Source organism: Actinospica durhamensis (assembly GCF_018139695.1).
Lineage (GTDB): Bacteria > Actinomycetota > Actinomycetes > Streptomycetales > Catenulisporaceae > Actinospica > Actinospica durhamensis.
Genome location: NZ_JAGSOG010000141.1, coordinates 1 through 21,995, shown reverse-complemented (window position 1 = coordinate 21,995; position 21,995 = coordinate 1). Strand labels below are relative to the sequence as shown.

Here is a 21,995-nt window from a genome sequence, read left to right as displayed (position 1 = left end):
CACCACCGCCGCGTCCGCCGCCGACCGCCCGTTCGTGGGCGTGGCGCACGGCCGGTTCGCCGTCGGCGGCAAGACCTTCAGGTTCGGCGGCACGAACTGCTACTACCTGCACCAGCAGTCCCACTACATGATCGACGCCGCGCTCGACGACATCGCGGCGGCCGGGTTCTCGGTCGTGCGCGCGTGGGCCTTCGCCGACGGCAGCGGGCACGGCTACACCGCGCTGCAGCCCGAGCCCTACGTGTACGACGACGCGGCCTTCGACGCGCTCGACTACGCGATCCACAAGGCCGGGCAGCTCGGTCTGCGCCTCGTCCTGCCGCTGGTGAACAACTGGCCCGACTACGGCGGCATGGCCCAGTACGTCACCTGGTTCCTGAACCTCACGGACGACAGCTACGGCGACGCGACCAACCACGACAAGTTCTATTCGACCCCGCAGATCCGCGACTGCTACAAGGCCTTCGCGCAGTACGTCATCGGCCGGCGGAATCCGTACACCGGCCTGCGCTACCGCGACGACCCGACGATCATGACGTGGGAGCTGGCCAACGAGCCGCGCAACCGCAGCGACAAGACCGGCGCGACCGTGCTCGCCTGGGTGACCGAGATGAGCGCGTACCTCAAGCACCTGGCGCCGCGTCAGCTGGTGGCCGTCGGCGACGAGGGCTTCTACGGCGATCCGACGAACTACGACTACCCGTACTCGACCTACGAGGGCGACCGCTGGAAGGACTTCGTCGCCCTGCCCTCCGTCGACTACGGCACCGTCCACCTCTACCCGCAGGGCTGGGGCGAGACCCCGTCCAACAGCGGCACCGACCCGGTCGCGTGGGGCACCGCGTGGATTCAGAACCACCTGGCCGACGGCGCCGCGGCCGGAAAGCCGGTCGTGCTCGAGGAGTACGGCCTGAGCGTGGACGGCACCGTCATCGCCGACGAGGCCGCACGCGCCGCCGGATACACCGCCTGGACCGAAGCCGTGCTCGCCGGCGGCGGAGCGGGCGACCAGTTCTGGCTGTTGACCTCGCGCGTGGACGACGGCTCGTTCTACCCCGACTACGACGGCTACCGCGTGATCTGGTTCAACGACGCGTCGAACTCCACCAACGACCTGGCCACGCTGCTCTCCGCCCACGCCAAGGCCATGGCGGCGGCCAGCTGACCCGGGCCGGCGGAAAAGCCCTGCGGACGAGGCCTGATACGGCGCTACCCTGACGCCATGTGCCGGTATGCCGATGTCACCTACAAGGTCCACTACGTCTGTGTGCCGTGCCGCCGGAGCAGCAAGCACGCATGGAACGCCGCCGAGCACCGGTGCCCGACGTGCGCGGTGCCGATGGCGTGCGCGGGGCACGACTTCGCGGCGCCGCGGCGCCAGGACCCGGACGGGTGGGCCGCGGTGGCCGCGGTGCTCGCGGCGGGGCTGCGGTATGACGGCTTTGTGCTGTGCGGCTGCAACTTCGACCCGAAGTTCCGCCCTCGAACCCGCGCCGAGGTCCGCGCCCGCCTGCGCATCGCCGAACGCAGCGGGCTCAGCGCCGCCGAGGCGCTCGGCCGGCGCGATCCCTACGGCGAGACCTGAACCGGACTCGCCGCCGGGTCGTGTTCGTGTTCGGGGACGGCGGCGAGCGTGGCGCGGGTGGCGCGGGCGAGGTGGAGCACGAGCGCGAGGCAGACGGCGGAGACCGCGGTCATGAGCCAGGGCACGCAGCCGATGCCGAAGCGTTCGATGCCGAGGCCGGTGAGGGGACCGGCCACGGCGCCGCCGACGTTGGCGGTGAGGATGGCGCCGGTGGCGGCCCAGCGCACGCCCGGGGCGGCGCGCACCAGCCAGGGCAGCGCGACGGGGAAGACCGGGGCGTTGAACAGGCCGACTCCGGCGAACGCGACGGGGGCGAGCCCGGGTATCGCGGCGAGGGCCAGGCAGGCCGTGGTGCCGAGGCAGCTGACGGTCACGATCGCCGGCGCGCTCCACCGGCTGGTCATCGGGCCGACCAGCAGCCGGCCGACGGCGAGCATGAGCCAGAAGCCCGACGTCACGTCCGCCGCGTACACGGCGCCGTGGCCCAGCCTGGTCTGCAGATACGTCGGCTCCCAGGCGCCGACGCCGGTCTCCACGGTGACCTGCAGCGCGTAGAACGCGAGGAACGCGACCACCAGCACGAGCACCGAGGTCGCCCGCGCCGGTCCGTGCGCGTCGGCGTGCCCGGCCGAGCTCGTGGGAGGGGTGTGGACGCTGCGCAGGAAGACGGCGGCGACGCCCAGGAGCCCCGCGACCAACCCGAACGCGACGGGGTAGTTCTCGACGCCGACGAGGCTGATCAGCAGCGGCCCGCAGACGGCGCCGAGACCGTAGTGGGCGTTGAGGATGCCGAGCATCGCGGGGCTGCGCCGGCCGAACCCGATCGCGAACAGGGAGTTGAGGCCGTAGTCCATGCCTCCGGCGCCGAACCCGCACAGCAGGCACGCGGCCAGGGCCCAGGACCAGTTCGCGGACAGCGCGAAGCCGAGCGACCCGACGCCCATGACCACGAGCGAGGTGATCAGCAGCCGGCTGTTGCGGGTCCGCGGATGTATCACGCCCGCGAGCAGCACCCCGGCGACGGCTCCCACGTAGTACATGCTGAGCGCGAGGCCCGCGTCGGCGGGGGTGAGCCCGAAACGGCTGCGCAGCGCCGGGATCGCCGGCCCGAAGAACGCGTTGAGCGCGCCGAGCAGCACGAACGCCGCGCACGCGGCCACCGTCGCGGCGGCCGGGAACAGCGGCCGCTCGACCGGCGGGGACGGGGCCTGGTCGGTCTGGGCGCTGTGATCCACGGGTTGACCTTATCCGGGTGCGCGGGAAAGCCGAAGAAAGTCCCCCGCCACACCGCGCCACCCTTGACACTTAACCGGTTCAGTGAAAGCATCGCGCCGGGACCCGGCCGAAGGCGAAGGAGACGCCATGGGGACGTCGACTCAGAACGTCGGTAGCGTCGCGGCGATCGACATCGGGGGCACGAAGATCGCGGGCGGGGTGGTGGACGGCTCTGGACGCGTGCTGTACGCCACGTCCTGCCCGACGCCCGCGCCACCCGCGCCACCCGTGCCGCCCGTGTCCGCCGCGACGATCCAGAGCGCGTCGGACGACGCGCTCCACCGCGCTCCCGACGGCATCAGCTCGGCGGCGGCCGAGGTCATGGCAGCGGTGTACGCGGTGCTGGACGACCTCGCGGCCTCACCCGCCTGGGACGGCGTGGACGCGGTCGGGATCGGCAGCGCGGGCCCGGTGGACGTGCAGAACGGCACCGTCTCGCCGGTCAACATCCCGGCCTGGCGCTCCTTTCCCCTCATCGCGCAGACCGCACTGCACCCGGCCGTAGGCGATCGCCCCCTGACCCTGGCCGGAGACGCGGTGGCCATGGCCGCCGGCGAGCACCTCTACGGCGCCGCGGCAGGACACGCGAACGCGCTCTGCATGGTCGTCTCGACCGGCGTAGGCGGCGGCCTGGTACTCGGCGGACGCGTCATGCCGGGCGCGACCGGGAACGCCGGCCACATCGGCCACATCACCGTGGACCTAGACGGCGAACCCTGCCCCTGCGGCGGCCGCGGCTGCCTCGAGCGCCTGGCCAGCGGCCCCTCGATCGTGCGCCGCGCCCTCTCCTTCGGCTGGGTACCCCAGGCAACTGATACACACGGACCCGACCCGCGAACCGACGCCCCCCGATCCGCCACCCTCACCCACTCCGCCGCCGCCGTAGCCCACTCCGCCGCAGCAGGCGACCGAGCCGCACTGGCCGCTTTCGACCGAGCCGCACAGGCCCTGGCCGCAGGCATCGCCGCGACCGCCGCACTAGTCGAACTGGACCTGGTGGTAATCGGCGGAGGCGTAGCACAGGCAGGCGAGCTCCTCTTCGCACCGCTCCGCGCATGGCTGGCGCAGTACGCAACCCTCGCCTTCACCCGCCACCTCACCGTCGTCCCAGCCCGCCTCGGCACCCACGCCGGCCTGGTAGGAGCCGCCGCATGCGCACGCTCCGGCGCCTTCCCAGCCCACCACCCCGACACACGCGCCGGCGAATCGGCCGTGGCGTGGGCGTGAGGCGTGGGCGTGAAGCGTCGGCGTCGGCGTGAGGCGTGGCGTACTTGCGGATTGTAGGCTCATGCGGTGAGTTCGCAGAGTATGGCGACAGTCGAAGTCGGCAAGGTGTCGTTGTCGTATCGCGTCGCCGGGCCAGCGGAAGCGCCGCCCATGGTGCTGCTCCATGGCCTAGGACAACGCGCTGCCAGCTGGCAAGCGGTCGCCGACGCATTCGCCGAGAGCCACCGCGTCTTTGCCCCGGATCTGCGCGGCCACGGCCAGAGTGCCTGGCCGGGGCGGTATTCCCTTGAGCTGATGCGAGACGACGTGCTGGGATTCGTTGAGGCGCTGTCTCTGGACCACGTGGTGTTGGTCGGCCACTCCGCCGGTGGCCTGGTGGCGCTCCTGTGCGCCGAGCAGCGCCCGAAGCGGGTCGAGCGATTAGTCGTCGAGGAAGCCCCGGTGCCGATCGTCGGCGGACAACCCGAGCCACTGCGGCCGCGCCTGGCCGGGCAGCCAGGGTTCGATTGGCTGGCAGTCGAGTCGTTCGTTGAACAGGTCAACGCCCCGGATCCTGCCTGGTACGACGAACTGCGTCAGATATCCGTCCCGACGCTGCTGGTCGCCGGCGGACCGGCGAGTCGTCTGTCCCAGGAGCGAATTACCCAGGATGCCGCTCGGATTCCGCACTGCACACTCGTGACGATTCCAGCCGGACACCACGTCCACCGTGACAGGCCGACCGAGTTCGTCACGGCCGTGTGCGCATTCTTGCAAGGGTGACGCTGCCAGCCTGCTTCGGCTCACTGGCCTGACGGCGCTACCGCAGCGCCGCCTTCAGGTGCGCCAACTGCGCGAGCAGTTCGGCCGAGTCAAGCAAGCGGGCACTGGTGAACGCCGCGCCGGAGAGCACTCTTGCTCACCTGCCCCGAGGGTCGGAGGTGGGTCGCGTGATCCAGGAACACATGGCGAGTAGGGGCGTTTGTCTTGCCGCCGAGCCGAGCCGGGTTGGCTGGGAGCCAACCGCGATTCATTGGGCCCCGGAGGGACACTTCGTAAGCTTGTTGATGGTTGCCTCCAACGGCTGGATCACTGCGAAGTACGTCTCTTCGGCCACCCCCCTCGGTGAACACCTCACGGGGTCGCCTTCCCAACCCATCACCGCGACGCGCAGCGGGCGAATCGGCCGTGGCGTGGGCGTGAGCGTGGGCGTGAGCAGGCGCACAAACCCCCGCCGGGCCGCGCGGCGCTGAGGTGACACCGCCGTTCACCCGGTCGTCGTCGCGTCGCAGTGCCCTGTGTGGCTCGAATCCGTTCGGCCTGCCTAGGTTCTCTGCCAGTCAGTACCCTACTTATCGGTAACCGACGATCCGCACCGGCAGCAGGAACCACCCACGGCCCACTTCCGGAGGTAGCCCCGTGTCCGAGCCGATCCGTACCCCCGACGACCCGCGCGACGATGCCGAGTCCACCCGTTCCCTCGCCTCCGAGCTGACCCGCCGCGGTCTGATCACGGGGGCGACGGCGGTGGGCGCGGCTGCCGTGGTGGGCGCGGGATCGCCTTCCGCCCAGGGCGGCGCCGCGCCCACCGCGGCCCAGTCCCGGCTGATCGAGACCGCGCTCGCGGCGTCCACCACCGCCTCGAGCCTGAACGACATCAAGCACATCGTCGTGCTGATGCAGGAGAACCGCTCCTTCGACCACTACTTCGGCACGCTCTCCGGCGTGCGCGGCTTCAGCGACCCGAACGTCCCGACCCAGAACGTCGGCGGGGCGAGCTACCCGATCTTCGACCAGTTCGGCTACCAGCCGGGCACCGGGGCGAGCTCGACCGGGTACATCCAACCGTTCCGCCTGCTCAACGACCCGCCGCTGGAACTCGGGCAGACCACGAACGACATCGACCACAGCTGGGCCGGGCAGCACAACTCCTGGAACGGCGGGAAGCTCGACTCCTTCATCACCTCCCACCTGTCCACCGACGGCGCCACCAACGGCCCGGTGACCATGGGCTACTACACCCGTGCCGACCTGCCGTTCTACTACGCGCTCGCGGACGCCTTCACGGTCTGCGACGGGTACCGCTGCTCGGTGCTCGGGCCCACCGACCCCAACCGGCTCATGCTGATGTCGGGCACCATCGACCCGGAGGGCGTGGCCGGCGGCCCGGTGGTGCAGACCTTCTCCAACCGGGTCGGCGAGTACGGCAAGCTCAGTTGGGAAACGATGCCGGAGCGCCTGCTCGCGGCGGGGGTGAGCTTCAAGGTCTACAACGACCCGATCGGCCTGACCGCGCTCAGCCCGCTTCCCTACTTCAAGGCGTACGACAATCCGTTCTCGATCACCGGCCTCGAGCTGATCGCCAAGGCCCTGACGCCGACGTATCCGGGCACGTTCGAGTCGGACGTGGCCGCGGGTTCGCTGCCCTCGGTCTCCTGGATCATCCCTCCGGTGGCGGAGTGCGAGCACCCGGCCGCGCCGCCGGCCTTCGGCGAGTACTTCGTCCAGCAGGTCCTGTCCATCCTGGTGTCGAACCCGGAGGTGTGGGCGCAGACCGCGGTCATCGTCGTGTACGACGAGAACGGCGGGTTCTTCGACCACGTGGTCCCGCCCACCGCGCCGGAGGGCACGGCCGGGGAGTGGCTCAGCACCCTGCCGTCGGCGGCGGGCGGGGTGAACGGGCCGATCGGGCTCGGCTTCCGCACCCCGGCGCTGGTGATCTCGCCGTTCAGCGCGGGCGGATACCTGTACTCGGGCACGCTGGACCACACCTCGGTGCTGCGGCTGATCGAGACCAGGTTCGGGGTGGACGCGCCGAACGTCTCGGCCTGGCGGCGCTCGGTGACCGGGGACTTCTCCGGCGCCTTCAACCTGACCGCCGCGCCGACCACCGCGTTCCCGTCCCTGCCGTCGGTGACCATCGGCGACACCGCCGCGGCGGCCGAGGCGGTGCTCCAGGCGCTGGCCGGCACGCTGGACGTCGGGGTCGCCTTCCCGCTGCCGGACGCCAACTCCATGCCGGCTCAGGAGACCACCCCGGCCCGGCCGCAGGTGCCGTAGCCGCGCCGCAGGGTCGGCCGGAAAGACGAGGCCCACCCCCGGTTCCCGGCGCGTCGGAGATCCACACGCCGGGAACCGGCCGGGCGGCGGGGGTAGGCTCGACGGGCATGAAGCCCGCCCGCACCGCCCCGACCGCCCTCGACCTCGCCGCCGCACGCGGAGGTACGGCGCGGTTGTGGGTGCAGCGCGGGAGCGAGACGCTGCTGGACGCCTCCCTCGGCTGCGCGCCCGACACGCTGTTCCTGCTGTTCTCCGCAGGCAAGCCGTTGACAGCGCTGGCGGTGCACCACCTCGCCGAACGCGGGCTGATCGAGCTCGACGCCCCGGTGTGCACGTACTGGCCGGAGTTCGCCGGCGGCGGCAAGCGCGAGGTGTCGGTGCGGCACGTGCTCCAGCACCGCTCGGGCGCGCCGACGTCCACCGGCTCGATCGTCGGCGACGCGCGGATCATGACCAGCTGGGACCGCTCGGTCGCGGCGGCCGAGCGCGCGCACCTGCGCTGGCCGGCGGGCGAGGTGCCGGCGTATCACATCCTCAACTTCGGGTTCGTCCTCGGCGAGCTGGTCCGGCGGGTGAGCGGCATGGACATCGCCCAGTACGCGCACAAGGCGCTGCTCGAGCCGCTCGGCCTGCACGACACGCACGTCGGGCTGACGGCCGGTCAGGAGCACCGGCTGGCACCGCTGCGGGTGCACTCGGGCGGCCTGGCGTCGTACGTGCGCTGCGCCTACTTCAACCGCCCGGCGGTGCGCGAGGCCGTGGTGCCCGCGGCCACGGTGACGGCGACTGCGGCCGATCTCGCGCGGCTGTACCGGATGGTGCTGCTCGGCGGCACCCTCGACGGCGTCACGGTGCTGCGTCCGGAGACGGTGGCGGCGGCGCTGCGGCCGACCACGGAGCGGGGCGAGACGGACCGGCTGCTGCGCATACCGGTCCGCTGGGCCGAGGGCTTCCAGCTCGGCGGGGCGGCCGGCCGCGGCGCCACCGCGATGGGGACGTCTCCGTACCCGGAGACGTTCGGGCACAACGGCAGCTACGTCTGCAGCGCCTGGGCGGACCCGAGCCGGGACCTGGTGTGCGTGTACCTGACGAACCTGGTGGTCGGGCGCGCGGACGGGGAGCGGCACCACGCGGCGGTGAGCGACGCGGTGCTGCGCGAGTTCGGCTGAGGCGGCGTCAGTCCTCGCGCACCCGCCCGCGGGCCTTGAGCGGCACGCCGGGCAGCGGCGGGGCGTCGAGGCGGGCGCCGTCGTAGCCGTGCACCTCGCCGAAGCGCTCGCCGGCCTGCCAGGCCTCGCGGAAGGCGGCCACCTCCTCGCCGGTGCGGCCCAGGAAGTTCCACCACATCACGATCCGCTCCTCGAACGGCTCGCCGCCGAGCAGCATCACGGCGCCGCCGGACTCGCTGCGCAGGCGCAGTTCGCGGCGGCCGCAGCCGAGATACAGCATGCTGCCGCGCTCGACCGGGACGCCGTCGACGTCGACGAGGCCGGTCATGGCGAGCGCGGCGTATTCGAAGTCGGGTTCGAGCGGGAGGGCGGTGGCGGCGCCGGGGGCGAGGTCGAGGTCCATGCCGACGATCGGGGTGTAGGCGGTGCCGGGGGATTCGGCGCCGTCGAAGCGGCCGAGCATCAGCGTCGCGCTCAGGCCGTGGGCGGTGCGCACCACCGGCAGGTCGCTGTGGTGCTCGAAGCCGGGCGCGACGTCCCGGCTGGCGTCGGGCAGCGCGATCCAGAGCTGGGCTCCGTGCAGCAGGGCCGGATGGGGGACCGGCGACTGCTCTGAATGGGCGATGCCGTGACCCGCCGTCATCAGGCCCAACTCGTACGGCCTAATCGTGGCCACGCTGCCGACGCTGTCGCGGTGCTCCACCTCGCCCTGGTGCAGCCAGCTGAGCGTCTGCAGGCCGGTGTGCGGGTGCGGCGCGACCCGCATGCCGGGCTGTTCGGAGATGTCGTCGGGGCCGTAGTGGTCCACGAAGCACCAGGCGCCGACCATCCGCCGATGGATGTTCGGCAGCAGCCGCCGGACCAGGCTGCTTTCACCCAGTTGCACCGTCCTGGGCGTGAGCAACTCACGCACGGGCTCGGCGGCGACCTCGGCCAGTCCGCCGCGGACGGTCACCACCGGGCTGCGGTCCAGATTGCTCACGGCGCGCTCCTCTCCTCGCTGATGCGAAGATTGTCGTGCACGCGTGCACGCCGGGCCAGGCGGGAGACGGATCCGCAGGTCGGGCGTGTCCGATCGGCGAGGACGGAGAGACGCGACGATGAGTGAGGCGCACACGACCGAGGACACCGCCGGCGGGAACGCCGAGGTGGCCGACCATCCGGAGTCCAACCGCTACGAGGTGCACGTGGACGGGGCCCTCGCGGGCTTCGCCGACTATCAGCGCGGCCCCGGGCAGATCGCGTTCACGCACACCGAGGTCGACTCGGCCTTCAGCGGGCGCGGGCTGGCCGGGCGGCTGGCCCGCAAGGCCCTCGACGACGCCAAGGCGGCCGGGAACGAGGTGCTGCCGTTCTGCCCGTTCTTCCGCGGCTTCATCGCCAAGCACCCGGAGTACCTGGAACTGGTGCCGGTGGACCGCCGTTCGGAATTCGACCTCTGACGATCTGACCCGGCCGGCGGAACAGGGAGGGAGTTGCGGTGGCGCGCAGTGTGTACGTGACCGGGATCGGTCGCGGTGACGGACGGCAGGTGGTCGAGCTCGGCCTGATGGAGCTGCTCTCGCGGCGCTCCGACCGGGTCGGGGTGTTCCGGCCGCTGACGCACCGTTCGGCCGACGACATGGTCGAGCTGCTGCGCTCGCGCTACCGGATCGAGCTGGCTCCCGGGCTGCTCTACGGGATGGACTACGAGGCGGCGGCCGCACTGCGGGCCGAGCGCGGCCAGGACGAGCTCGTCTCGGTCCTGGTGGACCGGTTCCGGCGGGTGGAAAGGCACTGCGAGGCCGTGCTGGTGCTCGGCACGGACTTCGCCGACACCAACATCCCGGACGAGCTCGCGCTCAACGCGCGGCTGGCCAACGAGTTCGGCGCGCTGGTGGTCGCGGTGGTCGGCGGGAACCGGCAGAACGCGGACACGGTCGCGGCCGAGGCCCGCAACGCCGAGCGCGCCTACGCCGGGCTCGGCTGCAACCTGCTGGCGCTGGTGGCCAACCGGGTGCCGGCCGCCGAGCGGGAGGCGACGCTGCGTCAGGTCGAGCAGGCGTGCGCGGTGCCGGCGTACGTCCTGCCGGAAGACCCGGCCCTGGCCGCCCCGACCGTGGCCGAGGTCGTCGCGGCGACCGGCGGGACGGTGCTTCTTGGCGACGCGGACGGGCTGGACCGGGACGTGCGCGGCTACGTACTCGGCGGGGCGATGCTGCCGCACTTCCTCGACGCGCTGCACCCGGGCGCGCTGGTGGTCACGCCGGGCGACCGGGCCGACCTGCTGATCGGGGCGCTGGCCGCGCACGCCGCGGGCTCCCCGGCGCTCGCGGGCGTGCTGCTGACCATGGGCGAGACTCCGGACCCGCAGGTGATGGACCTGGCCGCGCGGCTCGGCGCGGGCACGCCGGTGGCCGTGGTGCCGGAGCTGAGCTTCGCCACCGCGCAGCTGCTGGCCCCGCTCGAGGGCCGGATCACGGCGACCGCGCCGCGCAAGGCCGAGTCCGCGCTGGGGCTGTTCGACCTGCACGTGGACGTGCCGGCGCTCACCGCCCGGATCGAGCTCGACCGGCCGCAGCGGATCACGCCGATGATGTTCGAGCACGAACTCATCGAGCGGGCGCGCACGCCCCGGCTGGCCCAGATCGTGCTGGCCGAGGGCACCGAGGAGCGGATCCTGCGCGCGGCCGACGTGCTGGTGCGCCGCAACGTGTGCCATCTGACGCTGCTGGGTTCGGAGCCTGCGATCCGGCGCAAGCTGGCGGACCTCGGGCTCGATCTCGGACTGGACCTCGCGGCCGATCCGAAGACCGATCCCAGGGGCGAAATCGGGGCCGAGGCCGCCGCCGATCCCGCGGCCGGCTCGACCGACGAGCCCGCGCAGGCCGCCCGGGCCCGGGTGCGCGTGGTCGATCCGACGCTGGATCCGCGCCGCGAGCGGCTGGCCGAGGTCTACGCCGCGCTGCGCCGGCACAAGGGTGTGACGCTGGATCAGGCGCTCGACACCGTCGTGGACGTCAACCACTTCGGCACGATGCTGGTGCATCAGGGCCTTGCCGACGGCATGGTCAGCGGCGCGGTGCACTCCACCGCCTCGACGCTGCGGCCCGCACTCGAGGTGATCAAGACGGCGCCGGGAGCGGGCCTGGTGTCCTCGGTGTTCTTCATGTGCCTGCCGGACCGCGTGCTCGTGTACGGGGACTGCGCGATCAACCCCGATCCGGACGCCGAGCAGCTCGCCGACATCGCGGTGCAGTGCGCGCGCACGGCCGAGGAGTTCGGCGTGCCGCCGCGGGTGGCGCTGCTGTCCTACTCCACCGGCACCTCGGGCCACGGCGCGGACGTGGACAAGGTGCGCGAGGCGGCCGCGATCGTGCGCCGGCTGCGCCCGGACCTGCCGGTGGAGGGCCCGATCCAGTACGACGCGGCGATCGAGCCGGCCGTGGCCGCGACCAAGCTGCCCGACTCCCCGGTCGCGGGGAAGGCGACCGTGTTCGTCTTCCCCGACCTCAACACCGGCAACAACACCTACAAGGCGGTGCAGCGCTCGGCGAACGCGCTCGCGATCGGCCCGGTGCTGCAGGGCCTGCGCAAGCCGATCAACGACCTCTCCCGCGGCGCGACCGTGCAGGACATCGTGACCACGGTGGCGATCACCGCGATCCAGGCACACCGGCAGCGCGAGGCCGAGGCGCGCGCGCCGCACGAGATAGGACACGAGGCAGGACACGAAGCAGGACCCGAGGCGGACCACCGGACGCGGGCCACGACGGTCACAGGTTGAACGAGAGGATCTCCATCTCGCGGTAGACCGTCTCGACGTACTCCACCGGCGTGCCCTCCACGTCCTCGCGCAGGGACACCGCGGCCAGCACCGGATCGTCCGCGGCGGTGCCCATCAGCCGGGCCTCGCGCTCGGTGGCCCGACGGGCCGTCAGGTGGGTCTGGCCGGGCGCGCCGAACTCGATGCCCGCCTCGGCCAGCGCGGCCAGGGTGCCCTGGGTGATCGGCTCGGCCACGAGCAGCGCGGGCACCCGCTCGACCACGGCGGCCGGGTGCCAGGACACCGTCAGCGATATCAGCCGCTTGCGGTGGTAGATGACGTACTCGCGGCGGCCCACGCGCACGTCCGGCGTCAGCTTGAGCACGTCGTACACGTCCTGGTGCACGTGCCGCACGTGCCAGTCCTCGTTGACGACCTCGGGCCCGGCCCAGCCCGCGTAGGTGATCTGCGCGCGCTCCATCGGGCGCAGCGCCCCGGCTCCGTTCAGCGCCCGCTCGAGGCGCTCGCCCGGGGTCGGGATGGACTGGAAGGGCGAGACGATCGTGCCGCCGCGGTAGGAACGCACCAGGCCGCGGCCCTGTAGTTCCCTGATGGCGGCGTGCGCGGTCTTCGCCGAGACTCCGTAATGCGCCGCGAGGTCTCGGACCGAGGGGAGCCGGCTGCCCTGTTCGAGCTCCTGTTGGAGGATCTCTTCCGCCACCTTGTCGGCGATGTCGCGGTACGAGGTCATGTGTAGATCCTTCTGCCGGTCTTGCTACGGAGAATAGGTCGATTCGGTCAAGATTCGGCCAAGAGGGACCACCATTGTGGTACCACGACCGATTCAGCGGTACACCTGTAGTACTACACATCATGTGATCGGACTGTGATCTGACCGCGCAGCGGAGGGCTGATGAGCGCAGCGGTGTGGCAGCAGGCGCGGGGGGCTGGACCCGGCCTGGACGAGACTTGCGTACCGAGCGCCGTCGGGGCCGCCGTCGGCGTGTTCGGCGACGCGGCCGGGTGAGCGATGCCCACCATGACCGCCGTGCCGGATGATCCCTCCTTCCCCGCCGCGACCGCGCTGCCCGATCCGGCCGGCCGGGGCGGCCCGCCGCGCGAGGCGGGGCTCGTGCACGACTGGACCGCGCTGGCCCTCCCGGCCACACCACAGGCGGCCGGCCGGTTCCGGCGCCACACCCGGGACGCGGCCCGGCGCTGGACCCTGCATCCGGACAGCGGCGAGACGCTGGAGGTGTGCGTCAGCGAACTGGTCACCAACGCCATCGTGCACGGGGTCGGCCGGGACGTGCTGCTCGTGCTCTACTACACCGGCGACAGTGTGCTGACGGAGGTGTTCGGCCAGGCCCTCGACCGGCCGGTGATCCCGCGTCAGCCGCGGGCGGACTGGGCGGAGAGCGGCCGGGGCCTTTTCATCGTGGAGACGCTGGCCAAGGACTGGGGCAGCGAGCACACCGGGCACGGCCTGCTGCGGGTCTGGGCGTCGATCGCGGTGTTCGGCTCGCCGGTGGACTGAGCCGCCGGGCGGGCCTGGCGACACCCCGTCAGTCCGTCGCGGCGCCGTGTCCGAGATCCTCGTCGAGGGCCGCGTTCCCCGGGTGGGCCCGGCGCCAGGCAACCATCGCGGCATCCCACTGCGCGCCGGAGAGCGAGGTCAGCGAGGCCGGGAACAGCCCGTCCTCCTCCTTCGCGATGTGCTCGCGCAGTTCGTCGAGGGCGGCGAGCAGCCGGGCGCGGTCGAGGGCGACGGCCGGGTCGGCCTCGCCGAGCAGGGCCCGCAGCCGGCGGTGGTCGGTGACGAGTTCGTCGACGTACGCGGTGTACTGCGGGTCCTCGGCCATGGCGGCGAACAGGCCCTCCTCCTCACCGCGCCAGTGCTCCTCGAGCTGGCGGGCCATCAGGTCCAGCCGGCCGCGGGCCCGCAGCACCGCCCCGGCCCGCAGCGCCTCGGCGGCCTCGTCGGCCACCTCGAGCGTGGTCTCGTGCTCCGCGACGAACTCCTTGATCAGCGGAATGTCCCGGCAGCCGCAGTAGAGGCACATGGTCGTCCCGGCCCGGCTCAGGCGTTGCCGCGACGGCGCATGACCGCGGCCGAGTACAGGGCTCCGGCGAAGGCCAGATCCGACAACAGCATCAGTCCGATCGAGTACGTGCCCTTCGCCGTGTAGATGGCGCCCATCACCAGCGGCGGCACGAACCCGCCGAGTCCGCCGAGCGCGCCGACGATGCCGGTGACCGAGCCCACGTTCGGTGCCGGCGTCACCCGTGCGACCAGCGCGAAGATGGCGCCGCTGGAGATGCCGAGGCCCGCGGCCATGAGCAGGAAGGCGATCGTGCCGGTCGGCATCAGCTCCGGGTCGAAGGCCTGCACCACCGCGAACAGGCCGGCCGCGCCGAGGCCGATCGCGGTGACGTACGCGGGATGGAAGCGGTCTGAGACGGTGCCGCCGATCGCCCGGGTGATCACCGTCATCAGCGAGAACCCGGCCGCCTTGGTGCCCGCGTCGGTGGAGGAGAGCGCGTAGCTGTTGTGCAGGTAGGTCGGCAGGTACACGCCGAACGCGACGATGCCGCCGAAGCCCACCGCGTAGAGCCCGGCCAGCTCCCAGGTCACCCGCAGCCGGCCGGCCGCGCCGAGCCGCTTGGCCGGCGGCTCGGTCGGGACCGTGCGGTTCGGCGGGTTCGTGAGCAGGACGAGCGCGAGCACGGCGTACGCGGCGAGCGCGACGGCCAGGATGGTGAAGGGCAGGTTCACACCGTGCTTGTAGATGCGCGGGGTGAAGTAGCTCGACAGGGCCGTGCCGCCCATGCCCATCCCGAAGACGCCGGTGGCGAAGCCGCGCCGGGAGGCCGGGAACCAGGCGTTGACGTGCGGGATGCCGATGGCGAACGTGGTGCCGCCGATGCCCAGGATGAATCCGACCAGCACCAGCCCCACATACGAGTTCTTCGCCGGGATCAGCAGCAGCGTGGGGATGATGCTGAGCGCCGAGCACAGCGGGAACATCAGCTTCGCGCCGAAGCGGTCGGTCAGCGCGCCCACCGGGATGCGGCCGAGCGAGCCGATGACGACCGGGACGGCGGTGAGCGCGGAGAGCGCGAACGGGGAGAAGTGCAGCGTGGTCTGGAAGGTCGAGGCGAGCGGCGCGATCAGGTTCCAGGACCAGAAGGTGAGCGCGAAGCCGACGGTCGCGACGGCGAGGTTGACGTAGGCGGCGGCCGGGGTCGGCGGCTCGGGCACGCTGCGCCGGAACGCACCCCCGCCACCTGTCGCAGGCTGCTGATCCGAGGCCCCCGGCTGAGCCTGCTGACGCGGCCGGCTCGGCCGCCCGTCCCGGACGGGCGGGGTGGACTGCTGCGTACCCGACACCCGGTCCTCCTCGCCGCCGACTTGTCTCGGTAGTCCGACGATAGGTCCGGCTTCGGGGCCCAGCCTGCGGATTTGGGCCGAACGAGTGGTTGTCCCGCACCCCGTCGCCCGGATCGGCCGAACGGGCGCGACGCTGCGGGACAGTGGGGCCGTGCGCGGGGCGGTTAGCCCGGCGGAGTGAGCGGCGGAGTGGGAAGGGGTGCGCGCCGTGGCGGAAGGCGAGGACCGGCCCGGCATCCCACGGCCGCAGCCCGGACTCGACGGTCCGGCCTCGGACCTGCTGCTGCGCGTGGGCGGGAGCTTCCGCCGGGCCGAGGTCTCCCCGGACGGCCGGGCCGAGTACCTCGGCGGCGGGCGCGAGGGAGACGTCTTCTATCGGGACCGGTGGAGCCACGACAAGGTGGTGCGCTCCACGCACGGGGTGAACTGCACCGGCTCGTGCCGGTGGAAGGTGTACGTCAAGGACGGCGTGATCACCTGGGAGACGCAGGAGACCGACTATCCGTCCGTGGGCCCTGACCGGCCCGAGTACGAACCGCGCGGCTGCCCGCGCGGCGCCGCGTTCTCCTGGTACACCTACTCCCCCACCCGGGTGCGCTACCCCTACGTGCGCGGCGCGCTGCTGCGGATGTACCGCGAGGCCAGGGCGCGGGTGGGCGATCCGGTCGAGGCCTGGGCCGAGGTGGTCGAGGACCCGATGCGCCGCGACGCCTACCACCGCGCCCGCGGCAAGGGCGGCCTGGTGCGCGCCACCTGGGAGGAGGCGCTGGAGATCGCGGCGGCCGCGCACGTGCACACGATCCGGCGGTACGGCCCGGACCGGGTGGCCGGCTTCTCCCCGATCCCGGCGATGTCGATGGTCTCGCACGCCGCGGGCGCCCGGTTCATGAGCCTGATCGGCGCGCCGATGCTCTCCTTCTACGACTGGTACGCCGACCTGCCGGTGGCCTCGCCGCAGGTGTTCGGCGACCAGACGGACGTGCCCGAGTCGGGCGACTGGTGGGACGCCGCGTACCTGATCATGTGGGGCACGAACGTCCCGGTCACCCGCACCCCGGACGCGCACTGGATGGCCGAGGCGCGCTACCGCGGGCAGAAGGTGGTCGTGGTCGCCCCCGACTACGCCGACAACGCCAAGTTCGCCGACGAGTGGCTGCACCCGCATCCGGGCACGGACGCCGCGTTGGCCCTGGCCATGGGCCATGTGATCCTGCGTGAGTTCTTCGTCGAGCGCACCACGGAGTTCTTCGACGACTACGTCCGCCGCTTCACCGACCTGCCTTTCCTGGTGACGCTCACCGAGAAGGACGGCGCGTACGTGCCGGGAAAGTTCGTGCGCGAAGCCGACCTCGGCGGGGACCACACGGCGGCGGAAGGCACGGAGGGCGCGGAAGGCGCCGAGTGGAAGACGGTCGTGCTCGACGATGCCACCGGCGAGCCGGTCGTACCGAACGGCTCGCTCGGCTTCCGCTGGACCGAGTCGGGCGAGGGCAAGTGGAACCTGGACCTCGGCACGGTCACGCCGCGCCTGACGCTCTACGGCGCACCGACCGTCGAGCTGCTGCTGCCGCGCTTCGACCTCGACGAGCCACCGGCCGAGGGCGCGGACTGCGCGGTACGCGGCAGCGGCTCGGTGCTGCGCCGGGGCGTACCCGCGCTGCGGCTCGGCTCCGACGGCCCGCTGGTCACCACCGTCTTCGATCTCGTACTCGCCCGCTACGGGGTGGGCCGCGACGGCCTGCCCGGCACCTGGCCCACCGGATACGACGACGCCGAGCAGCCCGGCACCCCCGCCTGGCAGGAGACGATCACCTCGGTCCCGGCGTCCCGGGCGGTGCGCATCGCCCGCGAGTTCGCCCGGACCGCGCGCGACTCCCGGGGCCGTTGCATGATCCTGATGGGCGCGGGGACGAACCACTGGTTCCACTCCGAGACGATCTACCGCAGCTTCCTGTCCCTGCTGCAGCTGACCGGCTGTCAGGGACGCAACGGCGGCGGCTGGGCCCACTACGTCGGCCAGGAGAAGTGCCGGCCCTTCACCGGCTGGGCCACACTCGCCGGCGCCCTCGACTGGAGCCGACCGCCGCGCCAGATGATCGGCACCGGCTGGTTCTTCCTGCACACCGACCAGTGGCGCTACGACCAGTTCGGCGCCGACGCGCTCGCCTCGCCGCTGGCCGAGGGCGCCTTCACCGGCCTGGCCGCGGCCGACTGCCTGGCCGCGGCCGCGCGGATGGGCTGGATGCCGAGCTATCCGACCTTCGACCGCAATCCGCTGGAGCTGGCCGAGGAGGCCGAGCGGCTCGGCGTGGACGCGGTCGACCACACCGTCGACCAGCTCAAGACCGGCGCGCTCGGCTTCGCCTGCGAGGACCCGGACGCCCCGGCGAACTGGCCCAGGGTGCTGACGGTGTGGCGCTCGAACCTGCTCGGCTCCTCGGCCAAGGGCGCCGAGTACTTCCAGCGCCACCTGCTCGGCACCCACGCCAACCTCGACGCCGCCGAGACCCCCGAGCACCTGCGCCCCCGGGACGTGCGCTGGCACCGCGACGCCCCCGGCACCCGCGGCGACGGCGGGAAGCTGGACCTGCTGCTCTCCCTCGACTTCCGGATGACCTCCACCACGCTGCTCTCGGACATCGTGCTGCCCGCCGCCACCTGGTACGAGAAGCACGACCTCTCGAGCACGGACATGCACCCGTTCGTACACTCCTTCACCCCGGCCGTGGACCCGCCCTGGCAGGCGCGCACCGACTTCGAGATCTTCCGCTCCCTGGCCGAGCGCTTCAGCGAGCTGGCGCGCACCCACCTGGGCGTGCGCAAGGACCTGGTGGCCACCGCCATCGGCCACGACACGCCCGGGGAGACCGCGCAGCCGGGCGGGGTGGCCCGGGACTGGCGGCGCGGCGAGTGCGAGCCGCTGCCCGGCAGCACGACGCTGGGCCTGACCGTGGTCGAACGCGACTACCCGGCCGTGGCCGCGAAGTTCAGCCCGCTCGGCCCGCTGGCGGAGAAGCTGGGCCTGCCGGTCAAGGGCGTGGTGCTGCACCCGGACGAGGAGATCGGGCAGCTCGGCGCGCGCCACGGCCTGGTCCCGGACGGCCCGGCCCGCGGCCGGCCGCGGCTGGACACCGCGGTCAAGGCCGCGGACACCATCCTGGCGCTGGCCGCCACCACCAACGGCCGGCTCGCGGTGCAGGGCTTCCACACCCTCGAGCAGCGCACCGGCCATCGGATGGCGCACCTGGCCACCGAGCACGAGGGCAAGCGGATCACCTACGCGGACACCCAGGCCGCGCCCGTCCCGGTGATCACCAGCCCCGAGTGGTCCGGCAGCGAGGCCGGCGGACGGCGCTACACCGCGTTCACCCAGAACCTCGAGCAGCTCAAGCCCTGGCACACGCTCACCGGCCGCCAGCACTTCTTCCTGGACCACGACTGGATGAACGAGATCGGCGAGCAGCTCCCGGTCTACCGGCCGCCGCTGGACATCAGCAGGCTGTTCCACGAGCCCGAGCTCGGCCCCCAGGGCAAGCAGGTGACGGTGCGTTACCTGACCCCGCACAACAAGTGGTCCATCCACTCCGAGTACCAGGACAACCTGTTCATGCTCTCGCTCTCCCGCGGCGGCCAGGCGATCTGGATGTCGCCGCAGGACGCCGAGGCGATCGGGGTCGGAGACAACGAGTGGATCGAGGCGGAGAACCGCAACGGCGTGGTGGTGGCGCGGGCGGTCGTCTCGCACCGGATGCCGCGCGGCCTGGTGTACATGCACCACGCGCAGGACCGGACCGTGGGCGTGCCGCTGACCGAGCACCGCGGCGCCGGGGTCGGCGTCAAGGGCCGGCGCGGCGGGATCCACAACTCGCTCACCTGCCTGGTGCTCAAGCCCAGCCACCTCATCGGCGGCTACGCGCAGCTGTGCTGGGGCTTCAACTATCTGGGCCCCACCGGCAACCAGCGCGACGAGATCACCGTGATCCGCCGCCGCTCCCAGGAGGTCGAGTACTGATGACGCGCAGCGCGAGCCGCGAGCGGGGTGGCCGGTAGTGCGCCCGATGGCCCAGATCGCCATGGTGATGAACCTGGACAAGTGCATCGGCTGCCACACCTGCTCGGTCACCTGCAAACAGGCCTGGACCAACCGGTCCGGCGTGGAGTACGTCTGGTTCAACAACGTCGAGACCCGCCCCGGCCAGGGCTATCCGCGCCGGCACGAGGACCAGGAGCGCTGGCGCGGCGGCTGGGAGCTGAACAGGCGCGGCCGACTCAAGCTCAAGGCGGGCGGGCGCGGGTTCAAGCTGGCCAACATCTTCGCCAACCCCCTGATGCCGACGATCCAGGACTACTACGAGCCCTGGACCTACGACTACCGCAACCTCACCGACGCCCCGGCCGGCGAGGACTTCCCCACCGCGCGCCCGCGCTCGCTCATCTCCGGCGAGCCGATGGAGATCCGGTGGAGCGCGAACTGGGACGACAACCTCGGCGGCATGCCCGAACACGCCCGCGACGACGTGGCCGCGGAGGCGGTGCGCGGCAAGGTCGGCGAGAAGGTCAAGTTCGAGTTCGAACAGGCCTTCATGTTCTACCTGCCGCGCATCTGCGAGCACTGCCTGAACCCGGCCTGCGTGGCCAGCTGCCCGTCCGGGGCGATGTACAAGCGCAGCGAGGACGGCATCGTGCTGGTCGACCAGGACCGCTGCCGCGGCTGGCGGATGTGCGTGACCGGCTGCCCGTACAAGAAGGTGTACTTCAACCACCGCACTGGCAAGGCGGAGAAGTGCACGCTGTGCTACCCGCGGCTCGAGGTGGGCCTGCCCACGGTCTGCTCGGAGACCTGCGTCGGACGGCTGCGCTACCTCGGCGTGATGCTCTACGACGCCGACCGGGTGCTCGAGGCGGCGACGGAGAAGGACCCGAAGGACCTGTACGAGGCGCAGCTGAAGGTGTTCCTCGACCCCGAGGACCCGCAGGTGCGCGACGCGTGCGAGCGCGCCGGGATCCCGTACGAGTGGATCGAGTCGGCCCGCCGCTCCCCCGTGCACGCGCTGATCATGAAGCACCGCGTCGCGCTCCCACTGCGCCCGGAGTACCGCACGCTCCCGATGGTCTGGTACATCCCGCCGCTGTCCCCCGTGGTCGAGGCGTTGGCGGACACCGGCTTCGACGGCGAGGACCAGGCGAACCTCTTCGGCGCCATCGACGCCCTGCGCATCCCCGTCGAGTACCTCGCCGAACTCTTCACCGCCGGCGACCCCGAGCCGGTCGACGCCGTCCTGCGCAAACTCGCCGCCATGCGCGCCTACATGCGCGGCGTGAACCTCGACGGCCAGGGCGACGAGGCCGCGTGCGCCGAGGCCGGCATGACCGGAGCCGAGGTCCAGGACCTGTTCCGCCTGCTGGCCGTGGCCAAGTACGACGAGCGCTACGTGATCCCGACCGCGGCCGTCAGCGACGCGCGCAGGCTCGAGGAGTCGACCTTGGACGGATGCTCGGTGGACTTCGATGCCGAGTTCGAGTCCAGCGCGCGGGCCGGCTCGGGTGGCGGGCACAGCCCCTTCGGCGCGGGCTCCGGCCACGCCCCGCGCCCGGTGACCATCGAGAACTTCCACGCCCTACGCGCCCGGCAGACCTCAGACGTCCCCGGCGGCGGCGAGAAGCGCGTCAACCTGCTGAACTGGGACGGCAACGGCTCGCCCGAAGGCTTGTTCCCGCAACAGCAGCAGCAACTCCAGCAGCGGCTGGACCAGCGCCTCGCGAGCCGGCCGACACCGACAGCCCACGAGGGTGACGGCGGTGGCAGCGGCAGCGGCGGCGGCAGCAGCAGCACCCCTCCCGATGGCCCGACCTCATGAAACTCCAGTCGTCAGCCGTCGTCTCCCCGGCTGCCGCGCCTGCCCGCGCGCACACCGCTCCGTCACCCGCCGCAGGTTCCGTCTCCGCGTCCGTCGCCGTGTCCGTCTCGAAGCGCCTGGCGGTTCTCCCCCGCCGCCGGGCGAAGCGCCAAGCCGAGCGCGAGGCCGCGGACCGCGCCGTCGCCGTCATCCGCCGCGCAGCGGCAGTCTGCCTCGGCTACCCCGATGACGCCCTCATCGCCCGTCTCCCCCTCGTCGCCGCGGCAACGCGCGAGCTCCCATCCGCGCACGCCCCCGCCGCCGCGACCTTCGAAGCCTTCATCGCCCACCTGACGTCCCAGGACCCGTACGCCCTCGCCGCGGACTACGTCGCGACCTTCGACCAGCGCAACCGCAACTCCCTCTACCTGACCTGGTGGACCGCAGGCGACACGCGCAACCGGGGCACCGAGCTCGTCGGCTTCCTCGAGGCGTACCGCGCGGCCGGAATGACGTACGGCGGCGAGGAACTGCCCGACCACCTCACCGTCGTCCTCGAATTCGCCTCCACCGGCGATCCCCGCACCCGCGACGCCGGCACGAACCTGCTCAGCGCCCACTGCCACGCACTCACCCGTCTGCACGCCTCGCTCGCCAAGGCGGGCTCGGCGTACGCACCCGTCATCGACCTCGTACTCGCCACCACCCCCGAGCCGCCACCCGCGCC

The 21,995-nt window shown here is 72.2% G+C and carries 17 protein-coding genes; 12 read left to right on the top strand and 5 right to left on the bottom strand.

Annotated elements, in window-relative coordinates; translation table 11 throughout:
* Both KDL01_RS24375 and KDL01_RS24370 read left to right on the top strand, forming a co-directional pair.
* Window positions 1-1,165, top strand: a 1,165-nt coding sequence (locus KDL01_RS24375; RefSeq protein WP_212530914.1) for a glycoside hydrolase 5 family protein, incomplete at its 5' end; no start/stop codon positions are given.
* A 57-nt stretch (window positions 1,166-1,222) separates the two neighbouring features.
* Window positions 1,223-1,585, top strand: coding sequence for a hypothetical protein (locus KDL01_RS24370; RefSeq protein WP_212530913.1), 363 nt, complete (start codon window positions 1,223-1,225; stop codon window positions 1,583-1,585).
* On the opposite strand, the gene KDL01_RS24365 is transcribed toward KDL01_RS24370, so the two are convergent.
* A complete protein-coding gene (locus tag KDL01_RS24365) occupies window positions 1,570-2,820 on the bottom strand; it encodes an MFS transporter (RefSeq protein WP_212530912.1) in 1,251 nt (416 codons plus the stop codon). The genes KDL01_RS24370 and KDL01_RS24365 overlap by 16 nt on opposite strands.
* A gap of 127 nt (window positions 2,821-2,947) precedes the next feature.
* Between KDL01_RS24365 and KDL01_RS24360 the strand changes: the two genes are divergently transcribed.
* From KDL01_RS24360 to KDL01_RS24345, 4 genes are all read left to right on the top strand, one after another.
* The gene (locus KDL01_RS24360) at window positions 2,948-4,087 is read left to right on the top strand and encodes an ROK family protein (protein ID WP_212530911.1); all 1,140 of its coding nucleotides are present in this window, start codon (window positions 2,948-2,950) and stop codon (window positions 4,085-4,087) included.
* Window positions 4,088-4,153: 66 nt separating this feature from the next.
* Window positions 4,154-4,849, top strand: coding sequence for an alpha/beta fold hydrolase (locus tag KDL01_RS24355; RefSeq protein ID WP_212530910.1), 696 nt, complete (start codon window positions 4,154-4,156; stop codon window positions 4,847-4,849).
* Between the two features lie 636 nt (window positions 4,850-5,485).
* Window positions 5,486-7,126, top strand: coding sequence for an alkaline phosphatase family protein (locus tag KDL01_RS24350; RefSeq protein ID WP_212530909.1), 1,641 nt, complete (start codon window positions 5,486-5,488; stop codon window positions 7,124-7,126).
* 107 nt (window positions 7,127-7,233) lie between these two features.
* A complete protein-coding gene (locus tag KDL01_RS24345; RefSeq protein WP_212530908.1) occupies window positions 7,234-8,295 on the top strand; it encodes a serine hydrolase domain-containing protein in 1,062 nt (353 codons plus the stop codon).
* A 7-nt stretch (window positions 8,296-8,302) separates the two neighbouring features.
* Here KDL01_RS24345 and KDL01_RS24340 read toward each other — a convergent pair whose 3' ends face one another.
* Window positions 8,303-9,277, bottom strand: coding sequence for a pirin family protein (locus KDL01_RS24340; RefSeq protein ID WP_212530907.1), 975 nt, complete (start codon window positions 9,275-9,277; stop codon window positions 8,303-8,305).
* A gap of 118 nt (window positions 9,278-9,395) precedes the next feature.
* On the opposite strand from KDL01_RS24340, the gene KDL01_RS24335 reads away from it, so the two are divergent.
* Window positions 9,396-9,737: a GNAT family N-acetyltransferase gene (locus KDL01_RS24335; protein ID WP_212530906.1), complete on the top strand. Its 342-nt coding sequence runs from the start codon at window positions 9,396-9,398 to the stop codon at window positions 9,735-9,737.
* A 38-nt stretch (window positions 9,738-9,775) separates the two neighbouring features.
* Window positions 9,776-12,061, top strand: a complete 2,286-nt coding sequence (pta, locus tag KDL01_RS45420) for a phosphate acetyltransferase (RefSeq protein ID WP_212530905.1) — start codon at window positions 9,776-9,778, stop codon at window positions 12,059-12,061.
* On the opposite strand, the gene KDL01_RS24325 is transcribed toward pta, so the two are convergent.
* A complete protein-coding gene (locus tag KDL01_RS24325) occupies window positions 12,051-12,791 on the bottom strand; it encodes a GntR family transcriptional regulator (protein ID WP_212530904.1) in 741 nt (246 codons plus the stop codon). The two genes, pta and KDL01_RS24325, sit on opposite strands and share 11 nt — an antisense overlap.
* Window positions 12,792-13,088: 297 nt before the next feature.
* On the opposite strand from KDL01_RS24325, the gene KDL01_RS24320 reads away from it, so the two are divergent.
* Entirely contained in the window at window positions 13,089-13,577 is a 489-nt protein-coding gene (locus KDL01_RS24320) for an ATP-binding protein (protein WP_212530903.1), read from the top strand.
* Window positions 13,578-13,605: 28 nt separating this feature from the next.
* On the opposite strand, the gene KDL01_RS24315 is transcribed toward KDL01_RS24320, so the two are convergent.
* Both KDL01_RS24315 and KDL01_RS24310 read right to left on the bottom strand, forming a co-directional pair.
* Complete coding sequence (locus KDL01_RS24315; protein ID WP_212530902.1) at window positions 13,606-14,103, bottom strand: hemerythrin domain-containing protein; 498 nt, start codon at window positions 14,101-14,103, stop codon at window positions 13,606-13,608.
* Window positions 14,104-14,120: 17 nt separating this feature from the next.
* The gene (locus KDL01_RS24310) at window positions 14,121-15,302 is read right to left on the bottom strand and encodes an MFS transporter (protein WP_368861636.1); all 1,182 of its coding nucleotides are present in this window, start codon (window positions 15,300-15,302) and stop codon (window positions 14,121-14,123) included.
* 364 nt (window positions 15,303-15,666) lie between these two features.
* On the opposite strand from KDL01_RS24310, the gene KDL01_RS24305 reads away from it, so the two are divergent.
* The 3 genes from KDL01_RS24305 to narJ form a co-directional block, all read left to right on the top strand.
* A complete protein-coding gene (locus KDL01_RS24305) occupies window positions 15,667-19,443 on the top strand; it encodes a nitrate reductase subunit alpha (protein ID WP_212530915.1) in 3,777 nt (1,258 codons plus the stop codon).
* A gap of 46 nt (window positions 19,444-19,489) precedes the next feature.
* Window positions 19,490-21,289, top strand: coding sequence for a nitrate reductase subunit beta (gene narH, locus KDL01_RS24300; RefSeq protein WP_246576909.1), 1,800 nt, complete (start codon window positions 19,490-19,492; stop codon window positions 21,287-21,289).
* A gap of 98 nt (window positions 21,290-21,387) precedes the next feature.
* The coding region (gene narJ, locus KDL01_RS24295; protein ID WP_212530899.1) for a nitrate reductase molybdenum cofactor assembly chaperone at window positions 21,388-21,995 on the top strand (608 nt) is incomplete at its 3' end.